We start from the raw sequence: 12,886 nt of genomic DNA, 5'->3' as shown, positions 1-12,886 counted from the left end.
TAACTCTCTCACCTCTTCGCATATTATTTATATACGCGACACAAAAATCACATTACTTTAACTGTATGGAGCCTATATACTTTTATGCAAACATGAAACAAAATATCATACTTTTCGTTCCTGAATAAACATATTTAATAACGCGGACATTTTATTTGCACCTTTTTTATTCATATGATCACTATCAAAAAAATCATCATCACAAAATAATGGCGAATCAAATAGATCTATGATTTGAAAAGAATATTGAGTTTGAAACTCATTTATAACTTTATAAAAATCTTCTTTTAATTTCTTACTACTACAATTGAAATAATGTGAAGTAACAGGGAATACAACAATTAATGGCTTTATATCGTTTTTTAACAGTAATTCTAAATATTTCTTAAAAATCATTTTATTTTCAACTAAAGTATGAGGATACGCCAATTTAGCATGTGAAGCTGCTCTTATTTTCCCGTGTTCTTCAAAAGGAATGTGAAGAGGAGTAGTATTCCATTCAGCATTTATCCAAGGCAGTATCAATGATTCATCTTTTAGTTCATCTAATAAAATATATTCAAAATGCAAATTAAAAATAGAAAGAAGTGGTTTCGGAGTATTTAGATATGAGAATCCATCAGTGGGTAGAGGAGAATGAACTACAATATGATGGCCATCTTGAAACAATGGATAATATACTTTGTGAATTCTATACGATTCAGATGATAACGACATATCAAAGAAAAACGAGAAATAGGCTATTCCTATTAAACAATATTGAAATGAATGAATGTTTGATAGAAGTTGTGATGCTATTAAATAATCATAGTATAGATCTTGCGATGGAAGTGTTACTTTTATTGACTTTTTTGAGAGGAGTTCCGTACTTATGCCACAATGTGGATAAGACAAACCGGTAGTAAACAATTCATACGTCGGATCACTCTTTGCTTTTTTCATAGAAATGTATAAAGACATAAGATCTGGATTTATTTGATAGATAGAAATTAATTTATCCTTCCATTCATACATGTATTTTGTTAAATTAATAATTTTTGAACTTTGCACGCCCCTATTTATCAAGTCATTTGTAAGTTTTTCTGCGTCCACTCTCCAAATGACTATATATTGAAAAGAATTTTCTATTCGAACAACATCTGAAACGTCTACAACATGAACTATTGTTTTACATTTATTTTTGTCTAATGTATTTCCAATCCTATCCCCTGATAATTCATCACTTAAAACAATGATTTTATATTGCTCCTTCATGTACATCCCTCCATTATATGTATAATATGAAATTCATTTTTAATTCGTAACAATCATATACACCTGCAATCTAACAAAAAAATAGCTTCACCCTTAGGCGTAGCTATTTTTACAATTATTGCTTATTTAAATTATATTCCTTTATCTAACTCATAAAGTTTACGATACTTTTCATTTTCTTTCAGAAGTTGTTTATGACTACCTTGCATGACAATTTGGCCACGATCAAGGAATATAACTTCGTCTACATGTTCTATTCCTACAAGATGGTGCGTAATCCAAATAACGGTCTTTTCTTCCGTTGCAGAAAACATTGTTTCAATTAAAGACAATTCTGTTTTCGGATCTAAACCGATAGTCGGTTCATCAAGTACAATGATGGGTGTTTCTTGCATAAGAGTTCTAGCAAAAGCAACCCTTTGTCTTTCCCCACCAGAAAACCGCTTTCCCATTTCATGCATTTTTGTTTGTAATCCGTCTGGAAGAGAAGTAACATGTGAAGCTAATTGTGCTTTCTCTAAAGCTTTCCATATCTCTTCATCCGTCGCCTCTGGTTTGCCAATTCGTACATTATTTCCAATTGTCGTATCAAACAAATGCGGCTTTTGATTTAATACAGAAATATATTTAGATAAAAGATTCGTATGAGCTCGTTCACCATTCAATACAACTTGGCCATTTACTGGGCTTAACGCCCCTGTTAACAATTTTAGTAAAGTAGATTTCCCTGTCCCACTTCTCCCTAAAATAGCAATTTTCTTCCCTGCTTTTATTTGTAATGATACATCTTTTAATACAATCTCATTACTATCTGGATAACTATACGATACGTGATTCAGTTCAATATCTACATGTTTTGGTTCAATATAATCTTTCTCTCCATACAAATCCATTTCATCATGTAAAACACTATCACTTTCTACGCCATTAAGACGATGGGTAGATTCTACATACGACGGGATTCGATCGATGGCATCTGCAATAGGAATAAGCGCGTTCGTTACAGATAAAGTCATTAATACGAAAGCTGCGATAACTGTAGGCGCAATTTGTTCACTTGCCGCTTCATTCCCAGTCCATATAATCATTGAAATAACTACAATACCTACTACTAATTGAATGATACTGTCCCGAATATGATACCAACGTTTCACTCTCTTTTCGATTTTTAACAACTGATCATTTTGTTTTACATACTCATTAATAAATTCATCTTTACGACCACTTGCTTGCCAATCAGATAATCCAAAAACAGCATCTGTCAGTTGTTGATACAAACGGTTTCTTCCTTGCTTTAAAGTAACATGATGTTTCTTCATCAAAAGTAATGATACAAATGGAAGAAGAAAAACGATAATAGCTAACATACAACCTACAATAAGTGCAAAAACAAAATCAAATGCACCGATAACAAGTACGAAGATACTATAAACAACTAGCGCTAATATACTAGGAAATATTGTACGTAAATATAGGTTTTGCAAATGCTCTATATCTTCGGATAACACTCCTAACATATCACCCGTTTGAAATCGAGAACGGAAAAATAACGCCTGTGGTTCTACTATTCTATATAGCTTCGTTCTCATTTTTTCTAATATACGTAGTACGACATCATGTCCGACTAAGCGCTCTATATAATGAAACACAGCTTGCCCTATACTAAACGCTCTTGTTGCAACAATAGGAACATATACAGCCATTACATTTTCTGGTCTAAGGGCAGATTTTGAGATTAAATAACCTGAAATAAAAAGTAACATCGCTCCTGAACTAACTCCAAGAAGACCAAGGAAAATAGTTAAAGTCATTCTACCTTTATTTTGTTTTATATAAGGTTTAACCCAGTTACTCATTTCTCTCCCCTCTCTTCCTTATGAAAATGTAATGTCTCATTCTCTAAAAATTCTTCATACGTCCCACTTTCTTTCATTTCCCCTTTATTTAAAATAAGGATATGGTCCATTTGTTTCATCCAATGTAGACGGTGGGTTGCTAAAAATACTAACTTTCCATTAAATAGACGTAACATCGCTTGCTTTATTTCAAATTCGGTTTCAATATCAAGATGTGCCGTAGGCTCATCTAATAAAATGATTGGTTTTTTACTTAAAAGTGCACGCGCCATAGCAACACGCTGTTCTTGTCCGCCACTTAGCATACGTCCACCTTCTCCAATTCTTTCTTGTATCCCATTTGGAAGTGATGTAACGAGTGAACGAAGGCCGACTTCATTAATAACTCTTTCAACTTCTTCATCTGTTGCATTTGTTTCATAAAAACGAATGTTATCCTTTAATGAAAGCGGAAAAATATAAGGTTGCTGCGGAATATAAGCAATATTTTTTTGCCAATCTTCACGAGTAGATCCATCAACTTCTAGACCATTTACTAACATCTTTCCACTCGAAGGAGATAAAAAACCTGCTAATACGTCGATTAACGTCGATTTCCCTGCACCACTTTCACCAATAACACCAATAGCACCGTTACCTTCCCAAGTAAAATTAATTCCTTCTAATATAGCCTTTTCAGATTCAGTGTTATTAACTTTGATGTCTTGTAATTTCAAGCTACTAGAGGCATTCCATACTATATCTTCATTTAAATCTTTCTTTTGTATTCCTTTTTGTTGTTGCAAAATCTCTTCTATTTGCTCCATCGCAATTTGTCCATCTAATGTCGCATGATAATTTGCTCCCACTTGTTTAATCGGCAGAAAATATTCCGGAGCTAAAATCAAAATTGTAAGGGCTGGTAATAGTATAATCGTTCCATCTATTAAACGTATCCCTAATCCAACTGCCACAAACGCGATTGATAAACTCGTAAAGAAATCTAATGCAAAAGAAGAAAGAAAAGCAACTCGCAAAGTACGCATCGTTGCTTTTCTATATCTTTTACTTACTTTTTCAATCTTTCCTTCGTGCTGTTCACTTTTCCCTAAATACTTTAATGTTTCTAAACCTTTTAACGTATCTACAAAATGGTTCGAAAGTACACGATATATCTCATACTGACTATCTGCCATTTTTTGCGCTGCTAATCCGAGAAGAATCATAAATATAATCACGATAGGAATCGTTACAACTAAAATGATTCCAGACTCAATATCTAGCGTAAAAACATATAGTACAATTAGACCTGGAACGATACTACTTCTAATCATTTTAGGAATCGTTAATTCAATATATGTTTTAAATTTCTCAATCCCCTCAATTGATAAGGTAACCAGATGACCCGTTCCAACAGTTTGAACATACCTTGGACCTAATGTGAAATATGCCTCTATCAATTGTTTTCTTAGTAACGACCCTGTTTTTTCGGCAAAACGTTCCACTAATATTTGTGATGTTCGAACTACTATGTTACGCGCTGCAAACGCGATACCAAAATAAACAATTTCACTTAATATTGTTTGTACTGTCTCTCCATGAAATAAAAACGTAATAGCTCGTGCTAAAAAGATTGTTTGCGCAATAATACTAAAAGCTTCTAAAATACTAATAATCGTTAACGTTACATATAAAATACGGCTACCGGGATAAGACGGAAGTCCTCTTTTTCTTTTCATTAGTACTCCAAATCGTTGTCTGACTTAACAGGTTGTCTAAATACATAATAACTCCATATTTGACTTCCGATAACGAAAGGCAAAATAGCAATCGCAAAGTAAGTCATAAGTTTTAATGCATAAGCTCCTGATGCTGCGTTGTAAATTGTCAAATCATTCATTGCTCCTAAAGAGCTAATCATAACACGTGGGAACATACCGATAAATACACTCGCACTTAGTAAAATGATTGTTAAACTCGTCATAAAGAAAGCCCAACCATCTCTTCTTCTTTTATTTAATAAAGTGGACACTAATAGTGCTACAAAAGCTCCGATTGGTACCATAATCCATTCTGTTCCATGAGCAGTGAAAATATCGGTTTTCCATAACCCTACACCAGCAAAAACAAGAAGTGTAATTAATGAAAATGGTGCAATTTTTATTGCAGCAATTCGTGCACGTTCTCTCAATTTACCAGTTGTACGTATCGTAAGAAATTGTAATCCGTGAACAATACATAGTAGGAGAAACATTACTCCTCCAAGTAACGCAAATGGATGAAGTAATTGCAGGAATCCACCTACAACATTTTTACTCTCATCAATAGGTACACCTACCATAAAGTTTGCAATCGCAACTCCCCAAAGGATAGGCGGTAACATACTTCCAATAAACATCCCCCAATCCCATGCACTCTTCCATTTATGATTATCTATTTTCGCACGAAATTTAAAGGAAACACCTCTTAAAATTAAAGCAAGAAGCATAAATACAAACGGAATATAAAAACCACTAAATAAAGTTGCATACCAGTGCGGAAATGCCGCAAACATAGCTCCACCAGCACAAACAAGCCATACTTCATTCGCGTGCCAGAACGGTCCTATTGTATTTAAGTAAACTCGTTTTTCAAAATCATTCTTTCCTAAAAACCTCGAAACCATTCCTACACCAAAATCGAAACCTTCCAGTACGAAGAATCCAACAAATAAGATTGCAATAACTAAAAACCACAACTCATTAAGAGATAACATACTCTTCCTCCTTATCAAATGGATCATGGCTTTGATAATCCTTTTTCGTTTTCTTATTCGTGTGGCCCTTAATGGTACGAACAAATAAGTACACACAAATTCCACCCATAATTAAATACATTGATGTGAATGAAATAAGTGAGAATAATACTTCACCGAATGTTACATTTGGTGATACAGCATCTTCTGTTTTCATTACACCAAATACAACCCAAGGTTGACGACCCATTTCAGTCATAATCCACCCTACTGTATTACCGATGAATGGAAGAGAAATTGCATACACCATTAATTTTAAATACCACGTTTTTTCAGCTAAACGATCTTTTCTTGATAAGAACCATCCGTAAGCTCCTAGAAGAAGCATGAATGTTCCACTCATTACCATCGCTCTAAAACTCCAAAACATTGTATGCACTGGAGGAATATAATCTCCAGGTCCATATTTTTCTTCATATTGTTTTTGAATTTGATTCATCCCTTCAACTTGACCGCTAAACTTATCATACGATAATAGACTTAGCATATAAGGGATTTGAATTTCAAACGAATTTTCTTTCTTCTCTGTATCAATTTTCGAAAATACTGTAAATGGCGCTGGATCCTCACTTGTATTCCATAGCGCTTCAGCTGCCGCCATCTTCATTGGATGTGTCTTAATTAATTGTTGCGCTTGTGCATGACCGAAGAATAATACAAGCGCCGTTGTAATTGTTCCAACAATGATAGAAATGCGGAAAGATTTTTTAAATACTACAGTTTCTTGTCCTTTTGTAATTTTCCATGCACTTACACCCGCAATAAAGAATGCACCTGTTGCAATTGCCGCTGTAATTGTATGCGGGAATTGTACCCATAGTTGTGGGTTTTGAATAATGGCTAAGAAATCATTCATTTGTGCACGACCATCAGCTGCCATTTCATACCCGACAGGTGACTGCATAAATGCACTTGCAGTTAAAATCCAGAATGCTGATAACATCGTTCCAATTGAAAGAAGCCAAATACACAATAAGTGAATTCGCTTCGGTAGTTTATCCTCACCGAATACCCATAAACCTAGGAATGTAGACTCAATGAAAAATGCCAGTAATCCTTCAATTGCAAGTGATGGACCAAATACATCACCTACAAAACGTGAATACGTTGACCAGTTCATACCGAACTGAAATTCTTGTAAAATACCTGTTACTACACCTACTGCAAAGTTAATAAGGAATAATTGCGTCCAAAACTTTGCCATCTTCTTATATACCTCTTGTCCTTTTACCACATACAACGTTTGCATGATCGCAATAATAAAAGCTAAACCAATTGACAGCGGAACAAAAAAGTAATGGAAAATCGTTGTTGATGCGAACTGTATTCGTGCCAATTCGAGCGTTTCCATACTAAAATCACTTCCTTCATAGTTTTTATAATAAAAGTTAATTGAGCAATCTTATCAAACTCAATTATTAAGAAATACGAAAAGACAAAAACATTTTTTATGTATTGTCGAAAAATATGAAGTTTCAGTTTTTCAAACTATTGCAATGCTAATTTTTACCTTTTCACTATTTCTGTAGTGTTTTATTCGTTAATCGAATTGTATAATATACCTGCATAGTAAATTCAGGTTATTTTTGACGTATTATTGACATCATTTTGTCCGAAATATGTCTTTTGTCATTTTTTTGAATCACATTTTCCTCATTAGTAAAATGTGTTTTTTCAATATACGGCTTACTTTTATATCTATAAAACAATCGTTTTTTTCTTCATACACTTGACTTTCACCCGAAAAAATGTCCTCGTAGCCACCCTCGATAAACGCTTATTTTTTGTCAAGAGAAAAATGTATTTCCAAAATTCAAACTCGAAATAATGTTATTCAAAAATAGAAAATAACTTCCCTCTCCCTCGACTAAAAGTTCATTTATTTGTCATTTTTCCATAACAAATAAAAAAAACTGAGAGTCAATTAGACTCTCAGTTTTTTTATTTATTTTGCTGTATGTTTTCTAACGGCTGGTAAAATTTCAGTAGCAATTAATTCAATATTTTTCTCAATTTTATCAAATGGTACACCGCCAAAATCAATTTGTGCCATAAATCGTTGTTGGCCAAACAATTCATATTGGTAAAGCATTTTCTCAATGATTTGTTGTGGGCTACCAATCATTAAAGCATCACGGTAATCTATTGCATTTGTAAATTGCTGTTTCGGATACCCACCACCGCGCAGTGTAAGCATACCAGCATTAATGTGAGGGTAATATTCACTAAGTGCATCTTGTGAATTTTTTGCCGTATAAAATAAACTCGTTGTCGCAACTGGTAAACTAGCTGGATCAAATCCACTTTGCTGAGCAGCCTCGCGGTAAGCATCTACTGACACTTTAAAGTTAATTGCTGGACCACCAAGTGTTGTTATCATCATTGGCACACCTGTACGTCCTGCTTTAATTGCACTAGCTGGCGGTCCACCAACCGCACGCCAAATTGGCAGGTTATTATTTTTAGCTCTAGGGATAACTGAAGCATGCTCAAGTGGTGCTCTGAACTGCCCATTCCATGTTACATGTTCCTCTTTATTAATTTTTAATAAAAGATCCATCTTCTCTTTAAATAATTCTTCATAATCATTCACGTCATAACCAAGTAAACTATATCCTCCAATACGAGATCCACGACCAGCTACGATTTCAGCACGACCATTAGAAATCAAGTCAATGGTAGCGAAATCCTCATATACTCGAACTGGGTCAGATGTACTTAATATCGTTGCGGAACTTGCAATTTTTATATTTTTCGTAGCTTGCGCGACCGCACCTAAAATAACTGTATGAGCTTGTGTTGTAAAATGCGTTTGATGACTTTCGCCTACAGCAAACACATCAAGCCCTGCCTCATCTGCTAACTTAGCTGTTTCAATTAGTTCGTGAATTCTTTTTTCTGGCGTAATTTTCTCTCCATTATGTGGATTTAAAACATGATCGCCAATTGAATATAACCCAAACTCAATTCCTTTTCTTGTATCTATACGGTATTTTTCCATAGTTACTCTCCCCTTTAATAATGTAGTATTAGTTTTTCTTCTAAAAACGTTGGTAAGTCAAGTATATCTCCGTATTACCTATCTCATCACTTGATTAGTCAATTGATGATGTAAAAAAAATTACTCTTGCGGTAATTCTTTTTTTTCGCTATGCTTATGAACTTTCGTCATCAGCTCGTATAATATTTTCTGCTCTTCTTCATTTAATACATCATCAAAAAACGAAGATTGAAATGCAAGTTGCTCTGGCAATGCTCTCTCTAAAGCTGCTTCTCCTTGCTCTGTAAGACTAATTGTTTTCGTTTTCCAATCTTGTTTTCGTACAATATATCCTTCTTTTTCAAGACGAGTTAACATTCGAGAAATGCCACCTTGTGTAACAGTTACCTTTTCAGCTAACTCCATTTGTGTTAGTGGTTGATACGTACGTATTTGCAAAAGCACATCAAATTGAGCTGTCGTTAAATCAAAACGTTTTAAAAACTCATTTGACATTTGATTACTTTGGTTCGTAAATCGTATTAAACGTAACCATATTAATGATCCTATCGTATTATCACGCATGTTTCATCACTTCCTAGCGTTCATCTTACTATCACTTTACTACGCAAGTGATAAAAAAGCAAGATAAAATGTAATAAATATAGCGATAGAGTATTGCATAAATAATGATAAGTAAGAATTCATATAAACATGAATTCTTACTTATCATTATTCTTAACTTTTCATTTCATTCATTACTATATTTAAAGCTGCCATAGCTTTTGGCCAACCAACGTAAAAAGCCATATGTGTTATTAATGCAACCAATTCATTCTCCATAACCCCATTTTGTTTAGCTAGCTTCAGATGAAATTGTAATTGTTCTGTATTACCGAGACTGATTAGTGCTGACACAGTACACAAACTTCTTTCTCTTAATGTTAAAGTGGCATCCCGCCACACTTCCTCAAATAATATCTTTTCACTATAATGAGCAAATGCAGGTGACATTTCTCTCATTTTCTTTTTAATATGTACTTCAATAAGTTCATTTTTCATTTTTTTCTCCCTTTATTTTCACCATTTGTGCTATTCCTTGACCAAATGACCAGTTTTCAGCAGCTGTCTCATTTAGTGTAATAAAAATATCCGAAGTTTTAACGTCGGAATATTCCGTGATTTTTAAGGATACCGATTGATACAAATCTTTTTTCTGTTGCACCGTTCTTCCCGGTCCACATGTAATAGAAACATAAATCATATTCTCTGTTCTCTTTTCTCCTCTTTCCAACAAATAATATGGATTATATAAAAATTTGTTTTGTTGGTAAGGTAAGAACATTTGAAAATAATCATTTTCAGGGATGTTAAAATGTTCAATTAATGAAAGATGGATACATTCACCCATTTTTTCCAACTCTTCTTCATTTAATATGTTTTCAGGATAATAAATCTTCACAAAAGGCATAGACTTTCATTCCTTTTCTTATTTTTAATATACAACAAAATTTCATCGTGAAATATATAAAATCTCATATACTGTAACACCTTTATTTACTATAATATCAGGCTTCTCTTCATAAAACTCAAACCTACTATATCCCCATTTATCCGGATTATAAACGATTATATTCCCTAAACACTTTTCATTGTTTTGTACATTTTCATTCATCGTGTTTAATTGAGTCCCAATCAGCGTTTTACTTTGAGAAATACTTCCTGCATATTCAACAACATATCTACTTTTCTTAAATCCATCACTTAGATTAACAACTAATGGAACACCTATATTTATTTGTTGCCATCCAAAAGATTGTAAAATATTATCGTAATACCCTTCAAAGATAAATTTATTCATCCCTTCATGACCATTCCAAATATATAAAGGTGCATAGCAGTTATAAAAATTCCCGTCTTTCTCCGTTTCCGTAATTAAATAAGCTTTAAAATTTAGTTCTTGGAAACCATCAGTTTTATAGCCATTATCCTTTACCCTTTTCTTAATAATTTCCATGTCATAATCCTTTGGAAGAATGACCTTATATTGCATTCCAATCATGTTTATCACTCGCTTTCAATCTTATATACATTATGATAAATCGATAAGCGGCTAACGTAAAATAGGTATAAATTATGTTTGGTATCATTTATAATGATAATGCATAAGGGGCTGGGATACATGGAAATAAATGATCTTATTATATTCAAAACTGTGGCCAGTGAGGGTTCTATTAGTAAAGCTGCTAAAGAGTTAGGATATGTTCAACCGAACGTAACTGAGCGAATCAAAAAATTAGAACAAGAATTAGAAACGCCTTTACTACATAGAGATAACAAAGGTGTTTCCTTGTTACCTGCTGGTGACATTTTATTAGATTACACGAATAAAATATTAACTCTATTAGAAGAAGTAAAAGATGAAATTAAAACGAGTGGTTCTTCTTATATAATAGCGACCTCACAATCTATTTTGACAAATTATTTAAGTAAGCGTATTAAAGCAAATTTCAGAAATTATCAAGTATATGTTGAAAATAGTAGTCATTTGCAAAAATTACTGCAGCAACAAAAAGTTGATATGGTCATCACTTATGAGGATGGTTCTGGTGCAGGTTTTAAAAAAGTATTTACTACTTCAATTTCTATAGGATTACTAAAAGAGCAAGAAAAATGTATCGTTGACTATTCAAAGGAACTCTTCTTCGTTAGTAATGACAAAAAGTGCCCTTTTAGAAATAAGACGATACAATTTCTAAAAGAAAATAATTTATCTCAGCGTCAACTTCAACAATTAGATTCTTATTCGCTTATGGAAGAGTTTATTCATGACGGAAAAGGGATAGCCTTTTTGCCGATTAAAAATGATAAATTGGTACCAATTGAAGATGTTCCAGTTGAGAAATTAGCTGTTCATTTTTTTACAAATCAAAACTCTTTCAAACAAATCCCTGATGAACTATTTGGTTAATAAAAAATCCCTCCTTTATGAATCTAAAAGAGGGATTTTCATATTCTATACAATTGATTTTTCACACATTTTGCTCCACTTCTGCACTTTTCTCCTTCTTATTCCGTTTCATATTCTTCAATCCCTTAGCCGTGCCAACTAATCCTTTCGGGAAAACTAGCAATACGATAATGTACAATAAACCAAGAATAATCGTCCATCGTTCAAAGATCGGATACTCTGTAGCTAGTTCTGATAAATAATATTTTAGGGATTCAATAATTCCAGCTCCTGCAATTGCTCCAATTAACGTTCCAACCCCACCAATCATCGTCATCAATAATGCATTTAATGTCATTTCAATTGAAAATACAGTCGTATTAACAAAACGCAATGTGATAACAAATAAACCACCGCTAATCGCAGCTACTACTCCTGCAACAATGCTAGCAATAATTTTATAATGAAGCACTTTATATCCTAGTGCTTCAACACGTTGCTCATTTTGTGAAATTGCCTTTAATACTTTTCCAATAGAAGATTTGGTGAAAAGACGTAAGAGAACAAAAATGATAAGTAAACATATAAGTGTTACATAATAAAACGTAAAACGATCACGGAATACGTCTGGTACACCAAATGTAAAACCATCTCCACCATGAGTAAGCCCACGCCATTTTTCAGCAAGTACGAAAAACAACTGTGAAATAGCAAGTGTTAACATTGCATAAAAATGACTTTTCAACCGTAAAGAAAGCAAACCTATTATATAGCTAACGATTGCTGAAACGATAATTGCAGCTACTATTCCAATTAAAAAGTTCGTTATTGATACGCCTTGCCGATCAAATAAAAGCGCTACCCCATATGCTCCTATCCCAAAGAACATACAATGACCGAACGATACAATTCCTGTATACCCAAGCAATACATCAAAACTCATTGCAAAAATAGCAAAGATGAAGATTTGAGTGAACAAAATTAACAGGCTCCGTGAATCATTTACGAACGGAAATACACTTAAACAAATGAGCATACATACTCCGAAGTATACTTTAATTCGGTCCGATGTG

12 protein-coding genes are annotated in these 12,886 nt (G+C 33.5%); 1 reads left to right on the top strand and 11 read right to left on the bottom strand.

Going from position 1 to position 12,886, the window contains the following annotated elements:
* Positions 1-105: 105 nt before the first annotated feature.
* The 10 genes from ACTJJY_RS25295 to ACTJJY_RS25250 form a co-directional block, all read right to left on the bottom strand.
* Positions 106-1,254 (bottom strand): hypothetical protein, encoded by a 1,149-nt coding sequence (locus ACTJJY_RS25295; RefSeq protein ID WP_440606880.1) that lies wholly within the window; start codon positions 1,252-1,254, stop codon positions 106-108.
* A gap of 131 nt (positions 1,255-1,385) precedes the next feature.
* A complete protein-coding gene (cydC, locus tag ACTJJY_RS25290; protein ID WP_440606879.1) occupies positions 1,386-3,110 on the bottom strand; it encodes a thiol reductant ABC exporter subunit CydC in 1,725 nt (574 codons plus the stop codon).
* Complete coding sequence (gene cydD, locus ACTJJY_RS25285; protein ID WP_440606878.1) at positions 3,107-4,828, bottom strand: thiol reductant ABC exporter subunit CydD; 1,722 nt, start codon at positions 4,826-4,828, stop codon at positions 3,107-3,109. The genes cydC and cydD overlap by 4 nt, the downstream gene beginning before the upstream one ends.
* Entirely contained in the window at positions 4,828-5,844 is a 1,017-nt protein-coding gene (cydB, locus tag ACTJJY_RS25280) for a cytochrome d ubiquinol oxidase subunit II (protein WP_000950083.1), read from the bottom strand. Before cydB ends, cydD begins: the two co-directional genes overlap by 1 nt.
* Complete coding sequence (cydA, locus tag ACTJJY_RS25275) at positions 5,831-7,234, bottom strand: cytochrome ubiquinol oxidase subunit I (protein ID WP_440606877.1); 1,404 nt, start codon at positions 7,232-7,234, stop codon at positions 5,831-5,833. The genes cydB and cydA overlap by 14 nt, the downstream gene beginning before the upstream one ends.
* Before the next feature lie 594 nt (positions 7,235-7,828).
* A complete protein-coding gene (locus ACTJJY_RS25270) occupies positions 7,829-8,884 on the bottom strand; it encodes an LLM class flavin-dependent oxidoreductase (protein ID WP_440606876.1) in 1,056 nt (351 codons plus the stop codon).
* A gap of 120 nt (positions 8,885-9,004) precedes the next feature.
* Complete coding sequence (locus tag ACTJJY_RS25265; RefSeq protein ID WP_001205523.1) at positions 9,005-9,448, bottom strand: MarR family winged helix-turn-helix transcriptional regulator; 444 nt, start codon at positions 9,446-9,448, stop codon at positions 9,005-9,007.
* A gap of 153 nt (positions 9,449-9,601) precedes the next feature.
* Positions 9,602-9,925 (bottom strand): carboxymuconolactone decarboxylase family protein, encoded by a 324-nt coding sequence (locus tag ACTJJY_RS25260; protein WP_000787201.1) that lies wholly within the window; start codon positions 9,923-9,925, stop codon positions 9,602-9,604.
* A complete protein-coding gene (locus ACTJJY_RS25255) occupies positions 9,915-10,334 on the bottom strand; it encodes a tautomerase family protein (protein WP_227900849.1) in 420 nt (139 codons plus the stop codon). The genes ACTJJY_RS25260 and ACTJJY_RS25255 overlap by 11 nt, the downstream gene beginning before the upstream one ends.
* 42 nt (positions 10,335-10,376) lie before the next feature.
* A complete protein-coding gene (locus ACTJJY_RS25250; protein ID WP_440606875.1) occupies positions 10,377-10,925 on the bottom strand; it encodes a DUF4865 family protein in 549 nt (182 codons plus the stop codon).
* Positions 10,926-11,045: 120 nt separating this feature from the next.
* On the opposite strand from ACTJJY_RS25250, the gene ACTJJY_RS25245 reads away from it, so the two are divergent.
* The gene (locus ACTJJY_RS25245) at positions 11,046-11,834 is read left to right on the top strand and encodes a LysR family transcriptional regulator (protein WP_440606874.1); all 789 of its coding nucleotides are present in this window, start codon (positions 11,046-11,048) and stop codon (positions 11,832-11,834) included.
* A gap of 61 nt (positions 11,835-11,895) precedes the next feature.
* Here ACTJJY_RS25245 and ACTJJY_RS25240 read toward each other — a convergent pair whose 3' ends face one another.
* Entirely contained in the window at positions 11,896-12,849 is a 954-nt protein-coding gene (locus tag ACTJJY_RS25240; protein WP_440606890.1) for a branched-chain amino acid ABC transporter permease, read from the bottom strand.
* Between the last annotated feature and the right edge of the window lie 37 nt (positions 12,850-12,886).

The sequence above is a fragment of the Bacillus sp. 22475 genome, from assembly GCF_052044835.1.
Lineage (GTDB): Bacteria > Bacillota > Bacilli > Bacillales > Bacillaceae_G > Bacillus_A > Bacillus_A cereus.
This window is presented reverse-complemented; position numbering and strand designations above follow the sequence as displayed.

What these genes read in the sequence shown, in the direction of transcription:
- ACTJJY_RS25295 (WP_440606880.1), bottom strand. Translation starts at nt 1,254, where the DNA reads ATGAAGGAGCAATATAAAATCATTGTTTTAAGTGATGAATTATCAGGG.
- cydC (WP_440606879.1), bottom strand. Translation starts at nt 3,110, where the DNA reads ATGAGTAACTGGGTTAAACCTTATATAAAACAAAATAAAGGTAGAATG.
- cydD (WP_440606878.1), bottom strand. Translation starts at nt 4,828, where the DNA reads ATGAAAAGAAAAAGAGGACTTCCGTCTTATCCCGGTAGCCGTATTTTA.
- cydB (WP_000950083.1), bottom strand. Translation starts at nt 5,844, where the DNA reads ATGTTATCTCTTAATGAGTTGTGGTTTTTAGTTATTGCAATCTTATTT.
- cydA (WP_440606877.1), bottom strand. Translation starts at nt 7,234, where the DNA reads ATGGAAACGCTCGAATTGGCACGAATACAGTTCGCATCAACAACGATT.
- ACTJJY_RS25270 (WP_440606876.1), bottom strand. Translation starts at nt 8,884, where the DNA reads ATGGAAAAATACCGTATAGATACAAGAAAAGGAATTGAGTTTGGGTTA.
- ACTJJY_RS25265 (WP_001205523.1), bottom strand. Translation starts at nt 9,448, where the DNA reads ATGCGTGATAATACGATAGGATCATTAATATGGTTACGTTTAATACGA.
- ACTJJY_RS25260 (WP_000787201.1), bottom strand. Translation starts at nt 9,925, where the DNA reads ATGAAAAATGAACTTATTGAAGTACATATTAAAAAGAAAATGAGAGAA.
- ACTJJY_RS25255 (WP_227900849.1), bottom strand. Translation starts at nt 10,334, where the DNA reads ATGCCTTTTGTGAAGATTTATTATCCTGAAAACATATTAAATGAAGAA.
- ACTJJY_RS25250 (WP_440606875.1), bottom strand. Translation starts at nt 10,925, where the DNA reads ATGATTGGAATGCAATATAAGGTCATTCTTCCAAAGGATTATGACATG.
- ACTJJY_RS25245 (WP_440606874.1), top strand. Translation starts at nt 11,046, where the DNA reads ATGGAAATAAATGATCTTATTATATTCAAAACTGTGGCCAGTGAGGGT.
- ACTJJY_RS25240 (WP_440606890.1), bottom strand. Translation starts at nt 12,849, where the DNA reads ATGCTCATTTGTTTAAGTGTATTTCCGTTCGTAAATGATTCACGGAGC.